Annotated in this window: 19 protein-coding genes and 1 tRNA gene; 13 read left to right on the top strand and 7 right to left on the bottom strand. The window is 43.8% G+C overall.

Translation table 11 applies throughout. From position 1 onward, the window contains the following. Position 1: 1 nt before the first annotated feature. The 4 genes from LNN34_RS17755 to pgmB are packed head-to-tail and all read left to right on the top strand — an operon-like array spanning position 2 to position 5492. Positions 2–886, top strand: coding sequence for a DUF1189 domain-containing protein (locus LNN34_RS17755; protein ID WP_199398111.1), 885 nt, complete (start codon positions 2–4; stop codon positions 884–886). Then, positions 864–3137: a glycoside hydrolase family 65 protein gene (locus LNN34_RS17750; RefSeq protein WP_229044023.1), complete on the top strand. Its 2274-nt coding sequence runs from the start codon at positions 864–866 to the stop codon at positions 3135–3137. Before LNN34_RS17755 ends, LNN34_RS17750 begins: the two co-directional genes overlap by 23 nt. Continuing rightward, the gene (locus LNN34_RS17745; RefSeq protein ID WP_229044022.1) at positions 3130–4815 is read left to right on the top strand and encodes a glycoside hydrolase family 13 protein; all 1686 of its coding nucleotides are present in this window, start codon (positions 3130–3132) and stop codon (positions 4813–4815) included. Before LNN34_RS17750 ends, LNN34_RS17745 begins: the two co-directional genes overlap by 8 nt. Beyond that, positions 4812–5492, top strand: a complete 681-nt coding sequence (gene pgmB, locus LNN34_RS17740; protein ID WP_059292489.1) for a beta-phosphoglucomutase — start codon at positions 4812–4814, stop codon at positions 5490–5492. The genes LNN34_RS17745 and pgmB overlap by 4 nt, the downstream gene beginning before the upstream one ends. Positions 5493–5609: 117 nt before the next feature. Here pgmB and clpP read toward each other — a convergent pair whose 3' ends face one another. Then, positions 5610–6206, bottom strand: coding sequence for an ATP-dependent Clp endopeptidase proteolytic subunit ClpP (clpP, locus tag LNN34_RS17735; RefSeq protein WP_044159265.1), 597 nt, complete (start codon positions 6204–6206; stop codon positions 5610–5612). Between the two features lie 280 nt (positions 6207–6486). On the opposite strand from clpP, the gene LNN34_RS17730 reads away from it, so the two are divergent. The 3 genes from LNN34_RS17730 (at position 6487) to LNN34_RS17720 (ending at position 8860) form a co-directional block, all read left to right on the top strand. After that, positions 6487–6562: transfer RNA gene (locus LNN34_RS17730), tRNA-Arg, on the top strand. Between the two features lie 150 nt (positions 6563–6712). Beyond that, complete coding sequence (locus tag LNN34_RS17725) at positions 6713–8056, top strand: FAD-binding oxidoreductase (protein WP_024122954.1); 1344 nt, start codon at positions 6713–6715, stop codon at positions 8054–8056. Positions 8057–8344: 288 nt separating this feature from the next. Continuing rightward, positions 8345–8860, top strand: a complete 516-nt coding sequence (locus LNN34_RS17720) for a DUF3231 family protein (RefSeq protein ID WP_024122953.1) — start codon at positions 8345–8347, stop codon at positions 8858–8860. Between the two features lie 44 nt (positions 8861–8904). Here LNN34_RS17720 and LNN34_RS17715 read toward each other — a convergent pair whose 3' ends face one another. The 6 genes from LNN34_RS17715 to sacB all read right to left on the bottom strand — a co-directional run bounded on the left by LNN34_RS17715 (position 8905) and on the right by sacB (position 15028). After that, positions 8905–9219, bottom strand: coding sequence for a DMT family transporter (locus LNN34_RS17715; protein ID WP_024122952.1), 315 nt, complete (start codon positions 9217–9219; stop codon positions 8905–8907). Further along, positions 9219–9554: a DMT family transporter gene (locus tag LNN34_RS17710; protein ID WP_044160350.1), complete on the bottom strand. Its 336-nt coding sequence runs from the start codon at positions 9552–9554 to the stop codon at positions 9219–9221. The genes LNN34_RS17715 and LNN34_RS17710 overlap by 1 nt, the downstream gene beginning before the upstream one ends. A gap of 77 nt (positions 9555–9631) precedes the next feature. Continuing rightward, positions 9632–10216 carry a TetR family transcriptional regulator gene (locus LNN34_RS17705; RefSeq protein WP_024122950.1) on the bottom strand — a complete coding sequence of 195 codons (585 nt, stop codon included), beginning with the start codon at positions 10214–10216 and terminating at the stop codon, positions 9632–9634. Positions 10217–10311: 95 nt separating this feature from the next. After that, the gene (aspP, locus tag LNN34_RS17700) at positions 10312–11874 is read right to left on the bottom strand and encodes an aspartate/proton symporter AspP (RefSeq protein ID WP_024122949.1); all 1563 of its coding nucleotides are present in this window, start codon (positions 11872–11874) and stop codon (positions 10312–10314) included. Positions 11875–11980: 106 nt separating this feature from the next. Beyond that, positions 11981–13531, bottom strand: coding sequence for a 2,6-beta-fructan 6-levanbiohydrolase (gene levB / locus LNN34_RS17695; RefSeq protein ID WP_024122948.1), 1551 nt, complete (start codon positions 13529–13531; stop codon positions 11981–11983). Between the two features lie 75 nt (positions 13532–13606). Then, the gene (gene sacB / locus LNN34_RS17690; protein WP_024122947.1) at positions 13607–15028 is read right to left on the bottom strand and encodes a levansucrase; all 1422 of its coding nucleotides are present in this window, start codon (positions 15026–15028) and stop codon (positions 13607–13609) included. 598 nt (positions 15029–15626) lie between these two features. On the opposite strand from sacB, the gene LNN34_RS17685 reads away from it, so the two are divergent. The 6 genes from LNN34_RS17685 (at position 15627) to LNN34_RS17660 (ending at position 20117) form a co-directional block, all read left to right on the top strand. Next, positions 15627–15968, top strand: a complete 342-nt coding sequence (locus tag LNN34_RS17685) for an ArsR/SmtB family transcription factor (RefSeq protein ID WP_024122946.1) — start codon at positions 15627–15629, stop codon at positions 15966–15968. Positions 15969–15979: 11 nt separating this feature from the next. Continuing rightward, entirely contained in the window at positions 15980–17278 is a 1299-nt protein-coding gene (locus tag LNN34_RS17680; RefSeq protein WP_229044020.1) for an arsenic transporter, read from the top strand. Between the two features lie 22 nt (positions 17279–17300). Next, positions 17301–17720 carry an arsenate reductase (thioredoxin) gene (arsC, locus tag LNN34_RS17675; protein WP_229044018.1) on the top strand — a complete coding sequence of 140 codons (420 nt, stop codon included), beginning with the start codon at positions 17301–17303 and terminating at the stop codon, positions 17718–17720. Continuing rightward, the gene (locus tag LNN34_RS17670) at positions 17701–17853 is read left to right on the top strand and encodes a hypothetical protein (protein ID WP_180948913.1); all 153 of its coding nucleotides are present in this window, start codon (positions 17701–17703) and stop codon (positions 17851–17853) included. The genes arsC and LNN34_RS17670 overlap by 20 nt, the downstream gene beginning before the upstream one ends. A 200-nt stretch (positions 17854–18053) precedes the next feature. Then, positions 18054–18620 carry a C1q-like domain-containing protein gene (locus LNN34_RS17665; protein WP_024122943.1) on the top strand — a complete coding sequence of 189 codons (567 nt, stop codon included), beginning with the start codon at positions 18054–18056 and terminating at the stop codon, positions 18618–18620. 132 nt (positions 18621–18752) lie between these two features. Next, on the top strand, positions 18753–20117 hold the full coding sequence (locus LNN34_RS17660; RefSeq protein WP_229044016.1) for a serine hydrolase: 1365 nt from the start codon (positions 18753–18755) through the stop codon (positions 20115–20117). Positions 20118–20119 lie beyond the last annotated feature (2 nt).

Genomic DNA, 20119 nt, shown 5'->3' with positions numbered 1-20119 from the left:
GATGAAGAATCTGCAAAATGAAAGCTTTATCATTCGCTGTCTTAAAGCGGCCGCATCTCCATCGGGCGTTTGCCGTTATGGGAATACATTCAGCTGGCTGCAGCTCACCTTTCTCTTTATGTTTTTGACGGCCTGTTTGATGGCGCCGTTTACGATTTCGTTTATAAAAATGGATCGTTTTAACGTTCAATCCTTCATGCCGTCAGCTATGCAAAAGGTTAATGATCGATTTGCTGATCAATTACAAGGCTTTCAAATAAGAAACGGAAAACTGACAGGCGGGAAGAGCTCTGATCGGATTGAAGATGGACAGAATTTGCTGGCGGTTGATATGGAGCATGAGTTTAAGGCAAGCGGTGAAAATGGGCGTTTAAAAGTAACTGGATATGATAACGCAATCATATTTCAGTCTGAGCATCTGATCATCACCGATCAAAATGGAACGGGTTTTTCTGTCCGCTATGCGAAAATGGACGCCAAGCTTAAGAATCCAAACACCCATGATGTAGTGAGCCTTATCAATGAATGGTGGCTGGCACAGTATAAGCCGATGATCATGATGCTGGCATGTGCGGTGATTTTTATGATCCAGTTTTTTTTGATTGCTGTTCTTGCGGGAGGCATGTGGATCACAAAATTATCAAACATGATTTCTATTGCGTCATTCCAGGAAGCGGCATCTATAGCGATTTGCGCATCAGCACTGCCGGCATTTGTGGCAGCTGCTGTCGGCATGGTTCATTTTGACTTGATCACTGTATTGATGATCCATTCGTGTGGCGTCACTTTGATGATCTCTTTTACATTTAGATATTTGGCCAAAACCCGCCGTTATAAAGGAGACTTACATTCGGGAGGAAAATATGATAAATCAGCGGTTATTTGAGATTGATGAATGGAAAATCAAAACTAATCATTTTCAAAAGGAACATATGCGGCTGCAGGAAAGCCTGACTTCTCTTGCAAACGGCTATATGGGAGTCAGGGGAAATTTTGAAGAAGGCTATTCAGGCGACAGTCATCAAGGCACATATATCGCAGGCGTGTGGTTCCCTGACAAAACGCGGGTAGGCTGGTGGAAAAACGGGTATCCGGAATATTTCGGAAAAGTAATCAATGCGATGAACTTTATTGGCATAGATTTATATATTGACGATAAAAAAGTCGATCTTTATCAAACTCAAATTGAATCATTTGAGTTAGAACTCAATATGAAAGAAGGAATTCTGCGGCGAAGCGCTGTTGTCCGCATTCAGGATAAAACGGTCAGAATCAGATCGGAGCGATTTCTTAGCCTTGCCGTTAAAGAGCTTTGTGCGATTCATTACGAAGCAGAGTGCCTGACGGAAGATGCTGTCATTACACTTGTTCCTTACCTGGATGGAAATGTCGCAAATGAAGATTCTAACTACCAGGAACGATTTTGGCAGGAAGAAGCGAAAGGGGCTGATTCTCACCGCGGCCATGTAGTGGCAAAAACGATCGAAAATCCGTTTGGAACACCTCGCTTTACTGTTTCGGCCGTAATGGCGAACGTGACTGAAGGCTTTGTCAGTGAAAGCTATAAAACAGCAGGCATGTATGCTGAGAATCGCTACAGCTATCAAACGAAGGCTTCTTTAAAAAAATTTATTATTGTCACGACTTCCCGTGATTATCTGGAGGCAGAGCTTCTATCGAAAGGCAAGGAGCTTTTGGCGGATATTCTTGAGAACGGATATGAGGAAGCAAGACGAAGGCACACTGATCAATGGAAGGAAAGATGGGCAAAAGCAGACATAGTGATTAAAGGGGATGAGGAACTTCAGCAAGGAATCCGCTACAATATCTTTCAGTTATTCTCGACATATTACGGGGGCGATGCCCGTTTGAATATCGGGCCGAAAGGATTTACAGGCGAAAAATACGGAGGTGCCGCCTATTGGGATACTGAGGCATATGCCGTGCCGATGTATTTGGCTGCTGCCGATCCGGAAGTGACGAAACACCTGCTTTTATACCGTTATCACCATCTGGAGGCTGCCAAACGAAATGCCGCAAAATTGGGACTGAAGGGGGCGCTTTACCCGATGGTGACGTTTACAGGAGATGAATGCCACAACGAATGGGAGATCACCTTCGAAGAAATTCACCGCAATGGTGCGATTTGCTATGCGATCTGCAATTATGTCAATTATACAGGCGACCGTGACTACATGGAAGAATACGGGATAGATGTTCTCGTGGAAGTCAGCAGATTTTGGGCTGACCGCGTTCACTTCTCGAAACGAAAAAACAAATATATGATCCACGGCGTCACAGGGCCGAATGAATATGAAAACAATGTCAACAACAATTGGTATACGAATGTAATCGCGGCTTGGACGTTGGAGTATACATTAGAAAATATTGAAAGGATTTCAGCGGAAAAACGCCGCCTTCTTGATGTGCAGGAAGAAGAACGGAAGGTGTGGAGAGATATTATCCGGCAGATGTACTATCCGTATAGTGAAGAACTGCAAATTTTCATTCAGCATGACACATTCTTGGACAAAGACCTGCGATCGGCAGCAGAATTAGATCCAACTGAGCGGCCGCTTTATCAGAATTGGTCATGGGACAAAATTCTGCGCTCCAATTTTATTAAGCAGGCAGATGTTCTTCAAGGCATTTATCTTTTTCATGACCGTTTTACAATGGAAGAAAAACGGCGAAACTTTGAATTCTATGAACCGATGACCGTTCATGAATCGAGCCTGTCGCCCTCTGTCCATGCGGTTCTCGCAGCCGAACTCAAGATGGAAAAGAAAGCGCTAGAATTATATAAGCGTACAGCAAGGCTTGATCTTGACAACTACAATCATGACACGGAAGAAGGCCTGCACATTACATCAATGACGGGAAGCTGGCTCGCGATCGTGCAGGGCTTTGCCGGCATGCGTATCACGAATGAGACGCTGTTATTTGCTCCGTTGTTGCCGAAAGAATGGGACGGATATTCGTTCAACATCAATTATCGAAATCGCTTAATCAATGTGACGGTTGACGAAAAGAGCGCCATCTTTGAGCTTTTAAAAGGCGAGCCGCTGCACATGAAAGTTTATGAGGAACCGGTTGTGCTAACTGAACGATGTGAAAGGAGAACGCCTGATGAGTAGATGGTGGAAGGAAGCTGTCGTTTATCAAATTTACCCGCGCAGTTTTTATGATTCCAATGGAGATGGATTCGGGGATTTGCAAGGCGTGATTCAAAAGCTGGATTACATCAAACGTCTCGGGGCGGATGTGATCTGGCTCTCGCCGGTGTTTGATTCCCCGCAGGATGATAACGGCTATGACATCAGCGACTACAGAAACATGTACGCAAAATTTGGGACAAATGAAGATATGTTTCAGTTAATTGATGAAGTGCATCAGCGCGGAATGAAAATCATCATGGATTTGGTTGTGAACCACACGTCGGATGAGCATGCGTGGTTTGACGAAAGCCGCAAGTCGAAGGACAATCCTTACCGGGATTATTATTTTTGGAAAGATCCAAAACCGGACGGATCTGAGCCCAATAACTGGGGATCAATCTTCTCAGGCCCGGCGTGGACGCTTGATGAACGGACGGGGCAATATTATTTGCACTACTTTTCGAAAAAGCAGCCTGATTTAAACTGGGAAAATGAAGCGGTACGCCGGGAAGTTTATGATTTGATGAGGTTCTGGATGGATCAAGGCGTTGACGGCTGGCGGATGGATGTGATCGGCTCCATTTCCAAATACGTCGATTTTCCGGACTACGAAACAGATGACAGCCGCCGCTATATCGTCGGCTGCTATCATTCAAACGGCCCCCGCCTGCATGAGTTTATTCAAGAAATGAACCGGGAAGTTCTTTCTCATTACGATTGCATGACGGTGGGAGAGGCAAACGGTTCCGATACAGAAGAGGCGAAAAAGTATACGGATGAAAGCAGACATGAGCTGAATATGATCTTTACGTTTGAACATATGGATATTGATTCGGAACCGCATTCGCCAAATGGAAAATGGCAGCTCAAGCCGTTTGATCTGGTCGCTTTAAAGAAGACGATGACAAGGTGGCAGAACGCGTTAATGAATGTCGGCTGGAATACCCTGTATTTTGAAAATCATGATCAGCCAAGGGTCATTTCCCGCTGGGGCAATGATGGCGAGCTGCGAAAGCAGTGTGCAAAAGCATTTGCAACGGTTCTTCACGGTATGAAAGGAACCCCGTTTATTTACCAGGGAGAAGAAATCGGCATGGTCAACAGTGATATGCCGCTGGAAATGTATGATGATCTTGAAATAAAAAATGCATACCGTGAACTGGTCATCGAAAACAAAACGATGTCAGAAAAAGATTTTCTAAAAGCCGTAACGAAAAAAGGAAGAGATCACGCGAGAACACCGATGCAATGGGATGCCGAAAAACATGCGGGATTCACAGCCGGAAACCCTTGGATAGCGGTAAATTCCCGCTATCATGAAATCAATGTGCAAGAGTCCTTGGACGATCAAGATTCGATTTTCTACTACTACCAGAAGCTTATTCAATTACGAAAGCAATATCAGATCATAATAGACGGAGATTATCAGCTGCTGCTGGAGGATGACCCGCAAATCTTCTCTTACATCCGTGAATATCAAGGGGAAAAGCTTCTCGTCGTTGTGAATTTATCAGAAGACAAGGCTCAGTTCGAATTGCCTCAGGAACTGATTCATGAGCGTTGGAAAGTGCTCATTTCCAACTATTCGCAGGAGAGAGCTGACATGAAGCATATTTGCCTTGAACCCTATGAAGCTATGATGGGTATCAGCATATGAAAGCGGTCATTTTTGATTTAGACGGGGTGATCACAGATACTGCTGAATATCATTTTCTCGCTTGGAAGCACATAGCAGAACAAATCGATATTCCCTTTGACCGCAGTATGAATGAAAGCCTCAAAGGAATCAGCAGAGAAAAGTCGCTTGAAAACATACTTATTTATGGCGGAGCGGAAGCAACATATACAAATGCGGAGAAACAAGATCTTCTGCACCAAAAAAACAAATATTATCAGACGTTGATCAGCAAATTGACGCCGGAAGATCTTTTGCCGGGAATCGGCAGGCTTCTTCGTGAATTAAAAGTCGAAAATATAAAAATCGGGTTAGCGTCTTCAAGTCGCAACGCCCCCGAGATTTTAAGACGTTTGGAGATTATTGATGATTTTCATGCCATTGTTGACCCGACGGCTCTTGCGAACGGAAAACCTGATCCCGAAATATTTTTAACGGCCGCGGCGCTGCTTGGCGTCTCCCCGGCTGATTGTGCGGCAGTAGAAGACGCTGAGGCGGGAATTGCCGCCATTAAATCTGCCGGAATGTTTGCGGTTGGAGTCGGCTATGAACAATCAATGCATGATGCCGATCTGATTGTAAGGCAAACTTGCGATTTGACGTTTGAGGTGCTGAATGAAGAGTGGAAGTCGTATACAATAAATCGTATTCAAAAATGAACGGAGGGAAAAGGGACTGCATTTCTGATGTTTCGTATGTATGTTTCTCTTGTTAGTGAGAGAGTTCCTTCAGCATTAAAAAACCTGCAAGAGACATGTCTCTTGCAGGTTGCTGTATTACTTTTGATCTTCTGAGTTGCGAGTCAGAATTTTGTCAATCAGGCCGTATTCAAGCGCTTCTTCAGCAGACTTGAAGTTATCGCGGTCTGTGTCGCGTTCGATCACTTCAAGAGGCTGGCCAGTACGTTCAGCAAGCACTTTGTTTAATTTGTCGCGAAGCAAGAGAATACGTTTCGCGGCAATTTCAATTTCTGTCGCTTGACCTTGAGCTCCGCCAAGAGGCTGGTGAATCATGACTTCACTGTTTGGAAGCGCATAGCGTTTGCCTTTTTCTCCGGCAGCAAGCAAGAACGCGCCCATTGATGCAGCCATACCGATACAAATTGTAGATACCTTCGGCTTAATAAACTGCATGGTATCATAGATCGCCATACCGGCTGTGATAGAGCCGCCCGGGCTGTTGATATAAATAGAAATATCTTTTTCAGGGTCTTCCGCTTCTAAGAATAAAAGCTGTGACACGATGGAGTTCGCAACGTTGTCATCAATCGCAGATCCAAGCATGATGATACGATCCTTTAATAAACGAGAATAAATGTCATACGCTCTTTCCCCGCGGTTCGTTTGTTCAATGACTGTAGGTATTAAATTCATAATGCTCCTCCTTCACCTTTTAGGTAAGTATGTAGTTACATGATACATTTTTGGTCAATAAAGGTCAAACAAAAAGCTGGCTTGACATGTAAACTCTTCTCTTTTTCCCATTTTCCCCAAAAATACAACGGTTCAAACCATCGTATGTGAGCTTCTGAAAGAAGGTGATGTGTCTTCTTAAAAAAACAGCCCTTTAAAATAGAGGGTTGTTATTTCGGCTGAAATACCGTATAATGAGTTATGCTGACGTTATCATCACGCAGTGAAAATATGTCAATATGCGCTCGTAGCTCAGTTGGATAGAGCGGTGGTTTCCGGTACCACGTCTGCCGGGGGTTCGAATCCCTCCGAGCGCGTCCAATAGAACAACAGGAAAGACAAGGGTTTGGCATTTGCCGCTCTTGTCTTTTTTGTATGTTTTTAAGTTCGTAGAAAATTTGTCTAAGAATTTATCCAGATCCTACATATGCTGATATCGGAATCAAATTTTATTGGGAGTGAAATATATGGGATCAACACAGTTAACAGGGCGTGTAATCTTCAAAGGGGACCCCGGCTATACACAGGCAGTTAAGAATTGGAACCCTTATGTTGATGTCTATCCTCTTGTCTTTGTTTTTGCACAAGATTCATACGATGTTAGTAATGCTATTAAATGGGCTCGTGAGAATAATGTGCCCTTACGTGTCAGAAGTGGTCGCCATGCTCTAGATAAGAACCTTTCAGTAGTAAGTGGAGGAATTGTTATTGATGTGAGTGACATGAATAAAGTTTTCTTAGATGAAGAAAACGCGATTGCAACCGTTCAAACTGGCATTCATGTTGGCCCGCTTGTAAAAGGATTAGCTCGAGATGGTTTTATGGCTCCGTTTGGAGACAGCCCAACAGTTGGAATCGGAGGAATTACGATGGGCGGTGGATTTGGAGTAGTCTCACGATCGATTGGCCTTATAAGTGATAACCTTCTCGCACTGAAAACGGTAGATGCAAAAGGCAGGATTATTCACGCAAATCAATCTTGCAATGAGGATTTACTATGGGCTTCTAGAGGTGGCGGCGGAGGAAACTTTGGATATAATACCCAATATACTTTCAAAGTTCATCGTGCCCCTAAAACAGCAACTGTCTTCAATATTATTTGGCCATGGGAACAATTGGAGACGGTTTTTAAAGCCTGGCAGAAATGGGCGCCGTTTGTAGATGAACGATTAGGATGCTACCTTGAAATTTACAGCAAAGTAAATGGTTTGTGTCATGCAGAAGGAATTTTCCTCGGTCCAAAAAATGAATTGATTAAATTATTAAATCCTTTATTAAATGCTGGAACTCCAACACGAGCAGATATCAAAACATTATCCTATCCAGATGCTATAGATTTCTTAGACCCTGACGAACCCATCCCTGGCAGAAATGATCAGAGTGTTAAATTCTCCTCAGCCTGGGGACATGATCTTTGGTCTGACGAACCCATTTCAATCATGAGAAAATTCTTGGAAGAGGCCACTGGAGCAGACTCCAACTTCTTTTTTATAAATTGGGGGGGTGCTATAAGAAGAGTACCTAAAGACGAAACAGCCTTTTTTTGGCGCCATCCACTGTTTTATACGGAATGGACGGCTAGTTGGCAAAATAAATCACAAGAAGCTTCAAACCTTGCCTCAGTTGAAAGAGTACGTCAGCTGATGCAACCATATGTAGCAGGTTCATATGTTAATGTTCCAGATCAAAACATTGAAAATTTCGGAAAAGAATATTATGGTGCAAACTTTGCAAGGCTTCGAAAAATAAAAGCGAAATATGATCCCGAAAATTTATTTTGTTTTCCACAAAGCATCCCGCCAGCTCGTTAAAAATTAATTCGTTTCGAAAAGAAAACCCCCTGAGTTTATAACTTTAATTAAAAAATAGATGGAATCAATAACTCATACTACAAAAGCATTTGAATGGTTTCCGCTACCACGTCTGCCGGGGAGCGAATCCCTCCGAGCGCGTCCAATAGAACAACAGGAAAGACAAGGGCTTGGCATTTTGGCGCTTTTGTCTTTTTTGTTTTATAAAAATTTCCCGCTGAAACATAAATATTCCTTCTCTCGGGCACCTTATGAGATGTACGATATGAATTTGCAAGGAGGATGAACATGGGTATTTTAAGCGGAAACCCGCAGGAAGAACCGATGCATTACGGTGAGGTATTCAGTTTGTGGAGTTATGTGATGGCGGGAAATAAAATGATCGGCAATTACCAGATGTTATTGCATCATGTTGGTGATGGCGATTTAAAGAAGCTGCTTCGTGAGTCCATCGAGAAATGCCAAGATGAAATCAAACAGGTCAGCAATATCCTGAAAGAAAATGGCGTGGGGCTTCCGCCCGCTTCTCCTGAGCCGCCGGATGCAGATCTTAACGACATTCCGCCGGGCGCGCGGTTTCTCGATCCGGATGTGGCCGCATCTGCAGCGGCGCAAAATGCAGCCGGTCTTGTGACATGCAGCAAAATTATGGGGCAGTCGATTCGCGAAGACATCGCCATGATGTTTGGGCAATTTCATATGACCAAGGCGGCAACAGGGGCAAAATACTTAAGGCTGCTGAAAAACAAAGGCTGGCTCATCCCGCCGCCGCTTCATCTTCATAAACATCAAGATGATGAGTAAAAGATAAAAGGCATATACAGCTTTCTGTATATGCCTTTTATGATCTAAGACGTAAGACGCAGGCCGATGACGCCGGCAAGTATCAGGCAAAGAGAAATCAGCTGAGAAAGCTGAAACCGTTCCTTAAACCAAATCAGGCTGACTGCTGTTACGCCTATGCTGCCTATACCGGTCCAGACGGCATAAGCAACACCGGAAGGCAGGACTTGCATGGCCTGTGAAAGACAGTAAAAAGATAAAGCAAATCCGGCAGTCATCACAATAATCGGCCATTTTTTCTTTGTGCCGTCTATATATTTCATGGCGATGGCAGCTATAATTTCTTCTATACCCGCAATAAATAATAAAAACCACGCCATTATTTTTCACCTCTCGGCTGAGTTTTATTTTCTTTTGTGAAAAGCTTCATTCCTAAAATACCGGCTAGCAGCAGCATCAAAAAGAAGATTTGCGCTGCTGAGAAGGATTCGCCTAAGAAGATCCCGGTCGTGTAGGTTCCGACCGTTCCAATTCCGACAAATACGGTATACGCCGCGGCCATAGGAATTTTTCGATAAGAGCGGATTAACAGTATAAAGCTTATCGCTATTAATAGAAAAACGATAATCCAATCAAAAAGCGAATCCGCATGTTTGAGGGAGGAGGCCCAAACCACTTCTAGAAGCCCTGCTATCAAAACAAGTACCCAATACAACAGTAACACCTCTTTTTATGAATGAACGTCAGTCATTTTTAGGTATTAAAAAATGAGCGGTGTCACCCAGTCATTTTTTAAGCTTTACCTAAGCTCCGTTTTAAGAATGTGAAAATTTCTTTTTTAGATACTTCAAGGTTTTCATCTTGTTCAAACCCGATATAAAACCGTTCTGCTGTGTTCTCAACCAAATTGATGATGGTTCTTGCCGTCCACTTTGCATTGATGCCTTCGATCACATCTTGGCTGTCGATCGCCTTGTTGATGATGTTCTCGAGCCAAGAATAATAAGGCTGATAAATGGTCTCCCATTTTTCCATGGAATGGTCGATGGCAAGCCCCGAATAGCAGAGGACAATAATATCTTTATGGCGCTCTGTGATGTGAAACGTCTCATCAATTAAGGTTTGTAAGACGGTCCAAAAATCTTCCTCGCCATTCAGTCTTCCTTTGATTTGCTCTAGCGTATGAGTGAGAAGGTTTTCCGCAATGGCCGGAATCAGAGCATTTTTGGATGAAAAATATAAATAAAACGTTCCTTGGGCAGTGCCGGCTTTTTTTACGATCTCTGAGATGGAGGCTTTATCGAGTCCCTTTTCCGAAATGACTTCAATCGCCGCCTGCAGAATCTTTTCATATTTTCCTGATGTTTGTTTTGGCACGAGGAACACCTCCTGTAATGACTGACTATCATTCATTTTATCTCGAGTGATGGCGTTTGTAAAGCGAAAAAAGAAGCAAGAGAAACTCCTGCTTCTTATTTATCATAATCAATCGCGGCTTTCGGGAGCCCGGTATACTTTGCCCAATAGTAAATCGCAAGCGAGCCGATGGCAACCAATATGAGATCGACGGGATTGCTGATAATGCCTAAGCCATGCCCGAAAGAGCCGATATAGGAAAAAATCAGCATCATGACATAAAATCCGACGAGCCACCAGGCTGATTTCAGCTGCTGGGCCAGGCTGACGTCTTCTTTAGGCGCGTATTTGCTGAAGCAGAGATAGATCAAAAACATGACGAGCTGTGAGCCGAGAAGCCAGGAAACGGTTGTCCATCCTGACCAGTACACAATAAAAGCTGTGAAAATAAATGAAAGCGGCCCGATGATGCTCATTCCTTTTAAATAAAACGGCCTGTTTAAGTCCTTCGCATTTACTCTCAGTGCGGCTGAACAAATTGGTGCAATCGCATAAGAAAGGATGAGAGCGACAGAACAGACATTGACGAGCGCGTTCCACGAAGGGAAGGGGAGCGTCCAGAAAATCGACATGGCAAATGAAAGCCAGAGTGAAGCACGGGGTGTTCCCGTTTCTTTATTGACCTTTGAAAATATGCCAAATAATGTGCCGTTCCGCGCCCAAGCGTAAACGAGGCGAGATGTCGTATTCATAAAAATATTCCCGTTTCCTCCCGGAGACAGAATGGCGTCTAAAATGACAAGCGTTGCAAGCCATCCTAAACCGAGCATGACCGCAATATCTTTAAACGGCAATGAAAATTCACGGCCGATTGCCGGCCAGCCGTTTTTCAGCGTTTCTGTCGGAATCGCACCGATAAAGGTGATTTGTAAAATCGTGTAAATAATGGTTGAAACGATAATACAGATAATTAAAGCGATCGGGATATTGCGTTTCGGATTTTGTACCTCACCGGCAACAGACACAATAGGGTGCAGCCCGAGATATGCAAACATGACACCCCCCGTCGAAATGGCGGCCTGTATGCCTGTAAAACCAAAAGGCGCAAACCCTTCAACCGATAAGTTTCCCGGCTGAAAATGAAAAAACAGCACAATAATGATCGTGACCGGTACGATATATTTAAAAATAGAAATAATGAAATTGGCTTTTGCAAAGGTTTTAACGCTCCAGTAATTCAGCAGGAAAAACAAGCAGAGCAAGGCAAACTGCAAAATCCAGCCTGCAATGGTCGGTGAGTCAGAGCCCTCTTTGGTCAGGCCAGGAAACCAATAGGCCACATATTGCCGGACGGCTGTGACTTCAATCGAAATCAGGCTTGTGTAAGCGACAATTGTGACAAATGAAATTAAATAGCCGACCAAATGGCCGTGTGAATAGACCGGATACCTGATGATGCCTCCAGTGCGGGGTAAAGCGGCTCCGAGTTCTGCGTACACCAGTCCGATTAACAGAATAATGGCTCCTCCGATAATCCAGGAAAAAGCGCCGGAGGGTCCTGCTTTTGAAGCGACATTACTGACAGCGAACAGCCATGCTGATCCAAAGATAGCTCCCATCCCGATCAGAATCAGATCAAACAGCGACATCGATTTTTGAAAATTTCCTTGTTTAGACATCCGCTTCCTCCTTAGAAACAAGCCTTATATTTCTTACAATGCCCAATATGAAACAGAGAATACCGTTCTGAATAAAAAACAGGCGCAGCCCGCGCTGCACCTGTTTTTATTCATGAATCGAATCAAAGTGTTTCACTGTTATATTTTTGAAGGAGGCTGTGCCGCCATCAGAAAAAAGGGTAATACCTTTATCTTCAGGCTTTGGGAAGACTTCATTTGAAAAAACGGTTTTCCCGTCGTCAACAAATACCTCTATCGTTGTTTTATCGACAAGTATTTTCAAATGCACCTTACGTTTGCTTACATCATAAGGAGCTTTGCTTTCGACATAGGTATTGCTTTTGTCAGGCTGATTTGTGGCTGCTCTATTGACATATGCATAGCCGCCTTCAGCGAAAATGCCGACATCAATATGGCGTTTTTGGTCTTCTGATTCTCTGAGCCTGACGCCTGCATTCTTTAGCTCTGACCAAGAAAGATCCGTATCAAGCTGATACGTATCACCTGTTATCGACAGAGTTTTTGATCCGTTCACATCCTGATCCTCTATTTCGTCAGTTGAAACAGTCAGCTGCTCCAAAGCTTCAATCGGCTGTGAGACGAGGCTGTATGTTCCGTCCTGCTCCTGCAGCCGGAGTTCGCGTATGACAGAATCTGTGCCGTTAAAGCCGTTCTTCATTGTCGGGGTGTTGTTGGCATAATCCCAATTGTTCATCCAGGCAAGCGCATACCGCTTTTCTAATGGATCTGTGCTTTTGCTGTCTTCGAACGTCACACCGCCGTACCAGTCGAAGCCATAGTCAAGCCATTGGGCTTCAGTCTGATCCGCTGTAAATTCTTTTCCGTCGAAGCTACCGGTCCAGTAGGCGTACGTATTTGGTTTGCCCCACGGTTTACCGTTCGCGCTCGCACCGAGAACCCATTTATTCGTTCCGTCGCTTGCCCGCATCATGTAGAGGTCAGGACATTCGACCATTCCCGCCTGCTCTGGGAAGAATCCGCTTGTGTAATGCCAGTCCTTAAGATTATCGGATTCATAAAAGCCGATTTTTGATCCTTCAGCCATGACCATGACCCATTTGTTATCCTGGTCATCCCATATCACTTTCGGATCTCTAAAATCGTCTGTGCCCGGATTAGGCATAACGGGGTTGCCACTGTAGAATTTGAATGATTTTCCTTTGTCTGTGCTGTACCACAAATATTGTTCCTGTTTTTTGTCTTTGGCTGAGGGCTGTGTCACAATCGCGACAAGCGCATTTTTCCCGAATCCGGCTGTGTTCTCTTTATCCACCACGACGGAACCGGTCCAAATATCACCGTCCGGGTTTGTATATTTCGGAATCGCCACGCCTTCATCTGTCCAGTGCACCAAATCGTCTGATACGGCATGGCGCCATTCTGTCCCGTTGCCTTTTGGGTAATCCCGGTTATATAGATAGAAATAATGATACTTGCCATCAAAATAGATCGGTTTTTGAGGGTCATTTTTCCATTTATCCGGCGTCGTAAAATGATATGCTGCCCGGTAGTCCGGCTTCTGTGTTGATTTTGGTTTTTGGTCATGTCCTTCTTTTGGAAATAAGTCGATAAACAGCAATATTCCTAAAAAGCTCAGGAATACGGTTAGCCATTTGCCTGCTTTTTTATAGTTCATATGGGATTCACCTTTATGATGTTGATAAGAAATAAAAGAAAATGCCAATAGGGTATCGGCATTTTCTTTTGCGTTTTATTTGTTAACTGTTAGTTGGCCTTGTTCAAGGATGCTGTTTTTCACAACAGATGTCTTTTTGCCTTTGATGTTCAGTAAGAAGCTTGGCGCAAACGTTGCCTGTTTGTCTGCATAGAAGCCTCTGTTAGTCATGTAGCTTGTAATCACGACATTGTTTCCTTTAGCTTGCGGTACGGCAAAGTGTGAGTAAGTAAAGGTCACATCGTTAGGATCTAGATCCATTTTCAGCACAAGGCCGGTTTTGTTCAGCGGCTTGTACGGGCCTGTTAAGGAGTTAGAGACATAACCCAGCATGTAAATATCGTTAGATGTAATGCCGTCGATTGTCATTTTTGATCCTCTAGAGTCAGTGAACAGATACCATTTGCCATTCATTTTGAAGACATTCGCACGTTCGATTTCGTCAGTTACTGTGTTAGATGTGATCAGCGGCTTCATGACTTTCTTCAGTGTGTAGTCATCGTTAAGCTCAATCATGCCAAGTGCGCCGTTAGCTAATTCTGCAGTGCGTTTTTTATCGCTTTGCAGAAGTTTTTGACTTTCTTGACGGAAGAATGATGAGCTTTTGCCATAATAAGCTTTGTTAAATAAAGATTCTTCGCCTTGGTAGCCGTCTTCAGTTCCTGTGTTCGCTTCAAATACCAGGTATTTGCGGCCGTGATCTTCCACGTAGTGAGGGTCTCTCAGCGTATGGTTATCGCCTGAACTATAGTTGCCCTCATCAATGAACTGCTGAACATTTTGATATGTTTTGCCGTCGCCATCAAAAATGGACTTGTGATCTTCTACACCGTTAATCGTAAGAGAACTGTCTGAAGTTGACACGTTAACCTGTGCAGTTGTCAGTGTTTGTTTGCCGTAATGTTTACCGGAAAAGTCAGTGTAGAATAAACGGATTTTGCCGTCAGATGTAAATGTAGCTGATCCTGACCATTCTTGTGTCTGATCTTTTAAGATGGGATCATTTGCATCAAACTTGTCACTGTCTTTAAAGACACGGCCTGCGTTCTTCCAGCTGTCAATGGAAGTCTCGCCAACTTTTTGATAGAACATGTAAATCGATGTGTCATCCGCGTTTTTAGGGTCTCCGGCTAATGCAAAGACAACATGGTAGCCATGGTAGTTTGCGACTGTGCCGTCAGCGTTTTGCAATGGCCAGCTGTCCCACACGTCCAAGCCTTTTGCGGAAGAGATGTTTTTAATCTTCGATTGGTCAAATTCAGGCACCTGATATTTTTCATTCTTTTGCTGTTCAGGGATTTGCAGCATGTCGTGGCGGGTAATATGGGAAATGCCGTACGTTTCTTTATACGGTTTGTGATCTGCTTCTTTCGCAAACGCTTGAGTCGCGCCTCCTGCCAGCAGTGCGGTTGTAAAGGTTAATACTGTTGCTTGTTTGGCAAACTTTTTGATGTTCATCGTTCTTGTCTCCTTTTTTATGTACTGTGTTAGCGGTCTGCTTTCTTCCAGCCCTCCTGTTGATAATGGCAAGTCGATTACGTGCAATAAAAAAAGACCTAAAATATGTAAAGGGATGACGTCAAAGAATACACTTTGCCCTTAACACATTTTAGGTCTTGCCTGCTTTATCAGTAACAAACCTGCGTAATTTGCTTTTCGACATTATTCTATTAGACACTGAATCTTATTTCAATGGGTCTATTTTCCTCTTTTGTTTGATAGAAAATGAATAAAAAAAATTTAAGAGTACAGGTCTTATGGACTAATACGGCTGATTGTTTCTTTACATCTTCTATAGGTTATAACAAGCTTTCGCATGGGCACAAAGTTCCTTTTTATCAGGCCTATCCGAACAACACAAAAGTGATAAAGAAATGTAAATTCATAAATCATTCACAATATGTGACAGTATAAATAAAGCCATTTTAGCTTCATAAGGGAAGGAATGATAATAAAAAAAGATTTTAAACGGTGATCCTTTTTCTTCTATGATATAAGCATTGACTTATATAATCGGTGAGTTATACAATGAACGCGGAAGGGAGCTGATGCTTTCATGAAGCATGCCTTGACATCTGCTGAAATCAGTCACTGCCTGAAGCTTCTTCATGATCAAACCAGGCTTTTGATCATGAAGCTGCTGGAGGAAAAAACATACTGTGTCTGCCAGTTTGTCGATATGTTTGACATGAGCCAGCCAGCTATCAGCCAGCATTTACGGAAGCTGAAACAGGCTGGATTTGTGAATGAAGAGAAAAAGGGACAGTGGCGGTTTTATTCAATTAATTCGGCTTGTCCTGAATATGGATTGATTCAATCGATTCTCGGTCACATCAGCTCAGATGATGACGTGTTGCAGTCTATTCAGAAAAAAGAAACTCAAGTTTCTTGTAAGTAGGAGGTTCTCGTTTGAGTTCAGCAGTTTTAGCAGCAATTATCTTTATCCTTACACTTATTTTTGTTATTTGGCAGCCGAAAAATCTGTCTATTGGCTGGTCAGCCTGCGGGGGAGCGGTTTTGGCTTTGCTTGCGGGGGTTGTGAGCGTAAAGGATGTGGCGGACGTTACCGGCATTGTATGGAATGCGACTCTGGCGTTTGTGGCGATCATTCTCATCTCGCTCATTTTAGACCACATTGGCTTTTTCGAATGGGCTGCTTTGCATATGGCGAAGGCGGCTAAAGGCAGCGGCCTGCGTATGTTTATTTATATTTCCGTTTTAGGCGCCGTCGTGGCGGCGTTTTTTGCCAATGACGGTGCGGCGCTTATTTTAACGCCAATTGTGCTTGCGATGATGCGGGCTTTGCGTTTTGAAGAAAAGCTGGTGTTCCCATTCATTATCGCGAGCGGGTTTATCGCTGATACAACATCGCTTCCGCTTGTGGTCAGCAATTTGGTGAATATCGTGTCGGCCGATTTCTTTCACGTCGGGTTCATTGAATATGCGGCACGGATGATTGTCCCGAATCTCTTTTCGCTTGCGGCAAGTATACTCGTCTTATACTTATTTTTCAGAAAAGGGATTCCGAAACATTATGATCTCAGTCAGGTGAAGAAACCGGCTGATGCCATTAAAGATATAAACATGTTTCGTATGTCATGGCTTGTGCTGGGCATGTTATTAATCGGTTATTTTGTAAGCGAGATATGGTCCATCCCCGTATCCTTTATCGCCGGTGCGGTGGCTGTTTTCTTTCTTATTATGGCGAAGAACAGCCCGGCCGTTCATACGAAGCAGGTGGTCAAAGGGGCACCGTGGGCGATTGTGTTTTTTTCCATTGGGATGTATGTCGTCGTGTACGGGTTAAGAAACGCCGGCTTAACAGACCTTCTGTCCAGCCTTATACAGGCAGCCGCAGATCAGGGGCTATTGGCGGGAACCATTGGAATGGGCTTTATCGCGGCTATTTTATCATCGATAATGAATAACATGCCGACCGTCATGATTGATGCTATTGCGATAGCCGGTACAGATACACATGGAATAATGAGAGAAGCCTTAATTTATGCAAATGTCATCGGTTCTGATCTGGGACCGAAAATCACGCCGATTGGGTCGCTGGCGACGCTGTTATGGCTTCATGTTCTCGCCCAAAAAGGAGTGAAAATCTCTTGGGGGATATACGTGAAAACAGGGGTGATCCTGACTGTTCCGACCCTGCTGATGACTCTTTTTGGCCTTTATATCTGGTTATTGATCATTCACTAAAACATTTGGGAGATGAACAAACATGTCTAAAAAAACCATCTACTTTTTATGCACGGGCAACTCCTGCCGCAGCCAAATGGCTGAAGGCTGGGCGAAACAATATCTAGAAGATGAATGGAATGTATACAGCGCGGGAATCGAAGCGCACGGGCTCAATCCGAATGCTGTAAAAGCGATGAAGGAAGCGGGGATTGACATCTCCGGCCAAACATCAGATATCCTCGATCCGGCTATTTTAAACAGTGCTGATCTTGTCGTGACGCTTTGCGGAGACGCAGCTGATAAATGTCCGATGACGCCGCCTCACGTCAAGCGCGAGCACTGGGGCTTTGATGACCCTGCAAAAGCGGAAGGATCGGAAGCGGAAAAATGGGTGTTCTTTCAGCGAGTTCGTGACGAAATCGGCGAGCGGCTCAAGCGCTTTGCGGAAACAGGTAAATAAGCTGGAAAAGCCGGGAGGATGGTATCCCGGCTTTTTTGTGGCTCTCATCGCGGTGATGATGCTGGCTGTACCCGCAGATAACAGGGGATACCAAACGATATTGCCATTGGTAATTCTCGTAATCGCAATTTAAAATGTGAATTGATCTTATATCTTTTTTATAGGTCTTCTAATAGAGGCAGTAATCCGTTTTGGAACTAGCAGCTTTCATTTTTGTTTTGAGTTTAGTCGGGCAGATACCGTTTCAAACCCTGTAACGATCAATATAATAATGTATTGCGAAAGCAAACAAATGATAGAAGCGAAAGAAAACGTATAAGGAGGAATAAGTCAATGCCGCCACGGCCAACTAAATGGATTAAGAGAAACGATCGACCGGAACCTCTTTTATCACCAAGTGTCATGCAAGGCAGAAATGGAAATACCCCATCCACTCAACAAAACCAGCTCTTCGCACCAATTACATCAGATACGAACCAGCCTATTTCTGCTTTCAGAGCCACCAGCAATGCGAATCTGTCAGTGGCTGCAAATGCAGCTAGCGGAGTCCGATTTCAAAATGTACAATTTGATTTGGCGAATGAATATAACCCCAACACATCTACATTTTCACCGAGAACAGCAGGCGTATATTCTTTAAATGCATCAGTTGAGTTTCAAACGAATGCGATTGTTGACTTCAACTTAGAAGTCGTATTTCTCGTGAATCAAGATGTGATAGGCGGAAATAGCCAATTTCAAGCAGGAAATCTTCCGGCAGTCGTAGCCATTACGGAAATTCTTCAGTTAAACGCCGGAGATACGGTGACAGTTGCAATGAGAAGTACTGCCGCAGGATTCATTCAAGCGACTCCGAGAACCCGTTTTGCAGCCGCCAGAGTTCCTTCTCCGACTGCGTAAAAAGGAGATTTTGATTCAATGTAAATCTAAAGTTGATTTTTCCTGTTAGAGGATTGATCAGCTTTTTTTATATTTTCAAAATAATTGAAACATTAATAGCTCAGTATCGTATGAAAAAGGGGAGGTGGAGCAATGAAGCAGAAGAAAAGGAAGGAACTTAAGACTTTATTTGAAACATTAGGTGAAAGAAAACATTTCAACGGGGCGGTTTTAGCCGCAGAGGATGGCGACATATTATATCATCACGCTTTCGGTTATGCGGATTTGCCGGGAAAACGGCTTTTGCAAGAGAATTCTTTGTTTGAGCTGGCATCACTATCAAAGCCTTTTACAGCGCTGGCAGTTGTTCTATTGGAGGAGAAAGGGATGCTTGGTTATGAGGATAAGGTGGAGCGCTGGATTCCCGGATTTCCTTATGAAGGCGTTACGATTCGGCACTTATTGAACCATACATCCGGGCTTCCCGATTATACGGAGTGGTTTCTTGCCAATTGGAATAAAAGCGAGATTGCAGTGAATCAGGATGTTGTGGATATGCTGATGAATGAGCAGCCGCCTTGCTATTTTGCTTCGAATGAAGGCTGGCTGTACAGCAATACGGGGTATGTGCTGCTGGCAGTTTTGATTGAGAAGGCATCCGGCATAAGCTATGCGGATTATTTGAAACAGCATATTTTCACCCCGGTCGGTATGGCGAATACGAGAGTATATAACAGGAGGCTGCGTCCTGAGCAGATCGAAGGCTATGCGTATGGATATGTGTATGATGTGCATTCCGGCCAGTACGTTCTTCCAGATGACCTGGAGGAAACGAGCTATGTTGTGTATCTGGATGGAATACAGGGAGACGGTACAGTGAATTCTGTCACAAGCGATTTATTTCGTTTTGATCAGGCTTTATATCAGGACAAATTGATCAGCGAGGTTTCTAAGGAAGCCGCGTTTTCTCCTGTACAACTGAACAATGGGGAAACGGTTGACTACGGATTTGGCTGGGTGCTGCAAAACAGTCCTGAAAAAGGACGAATTGTCAGCCATAGCGGAGGCTGGCCCGGCTATTCGACGATGATGATCCGATATATAGACCATCGTAAAACGCTGATCTATTTGAGCAATATGGAACAGGATGCCGAATATGAACAAGCGATTCTGAAGGCGGCGGAGAATATTTTATTTGACCAGCCATATGAAATCCCGGAACGTCCTGCTGATAAAAAGAAAAAAGACATTGATACAGCGATTTACAGCCGCTATGTTGGCAGCTACTCCATTCATGATGGGACAGCTGCGACGGTGACAGCCGAGAACGAGCGGCTTTATCTGCAAATTACCGGACAGATGAGGTTTGAATTATTTCCTTCCTCGGAAACCCGTTTCTTTATCCAATCATTGCCTGTTGAAGTTGAATTTATGTTAGGGGATGGTGCTGCGAAGAGCTTTATCATTTATCAGGACGGAACAGAGGAAGAAGCGGTCCGGACGGATAGAAAGGAATGAAT

It is taken from the genome of Bacillus sp. AF23 (assembly GCF_020861455.1).
In the GTDB taxonomy this organism is placed as follows: Bacteria; Bacillota; Bacilli; order Bacillales; family Bacillaceae; genus Bacillus; species Bacillus halotolerans.
The sequence above is the reverse complement of the archived record's forward strand: the minus strand, read 5'-3'. Positions and strand labels throughout refer to the sequence as shown.

Bases quoted from the DNA above. Each gene is read 5' to 3' on its own strand.
- LNN34_RS17720 (WP_024122953.1), top strand. From the start codon at position 8,345: ATGGGTATTTTAAGCGGAAACCCGCAGGAAGAACCGATGCATTACGGT.
- LNN34_RS17755 (WP_199398111.1), top strand. From the start codon at position 2: ATGAAGAATCTGCAAAATGAAAGCTTTATCATTCGCTGTCTTAAAGCG.
- LNN34_RS17660 (WP_229044016.1), top strand. From the start codon at position 18,753: ATGAAGCAGAAGAAAAGGAAGGAACTTAAGACTTTATTTGAAACATTA.
- pgmB (WP_059292489.1), top strand. From the start codon at position 4,812: ATGAAAGCGGTCATTTTTGATTTAGACGGGGTGATCACAGATACTGCT.
- LNN34_RS17750 (WP_229044023.1), top strand. From the start codon at position 864: ATGATAAATCAGCGGTTATTTGAGATTGATGAATGGAAAATCAAAACT.
- LNN34_RS17685 (WP_024122946.1), top strand. From the start codon at position 15,627: ATGAAGCATGCCTTGACATCTGCTGAAATCAGTCACTGCCTGAAGCTT.
- clpP (WP_044159265.1), bottom strand. From the start codon at position 6,206: ATGAATTTAATACCTACAGTCATTGAACAAACGAACCGCGGGGAAAGA.
- LNN34_RS17745 (WP_229044022.1), top strand. From the start codon at position 3,130: ATGAGTAGATGGTGGAAGGAAGCTGTCGTTTATCAAATTTACCCGCGC.
- LNN34_RS17725 (WP_024122954.1), top strand. From the start codon at position 6,713: ATGGGATCAACACAGTTAACAGGGCGTGTAATCTTCAAAGGGGACCCC.
- LNN34_RS17665 (WP_024122943.1), top strand. From the start codon at position 18,054: ATGCCGCCACGGCCAACTAAATGGATTAAGAGAAACGATCGACCGGAA.
- arsC (WP_229044018.1), top strand. From the start codon at position 17,301: ATGTCTAAAAAAACCATCTACTTTTTATGCACGGGCAACTCCTGCCGC.
- LNN34_RS17715 (WP_024122952.1), bottom strand. From the start codon at position 9,219: ATGGCGTGGTTTTTATTATTTATTGCGGGTATAGAAGAAATTATAGCT.
- levB (WP_024122948.1), bottom strand. From the start codon at position 13,531: ATGAACTATAAAAAAGCAGGCAAATGGCTAACCGTATTCCTGAGCTTT.
- aspP (WP_024122949.1), bottom strand. From the start codon at position 11,874: ATGTCTAAACAAGGAAATTTTCAAAAATCGATGTCGCTGTTTGATCTG.
- sacB (WP_024122947.1), bottom strand. From the start codon at position 15,028: ATGAACATCAAAAAGTTTGCCAAACAAGCAACAGTATTAACCTTTACA.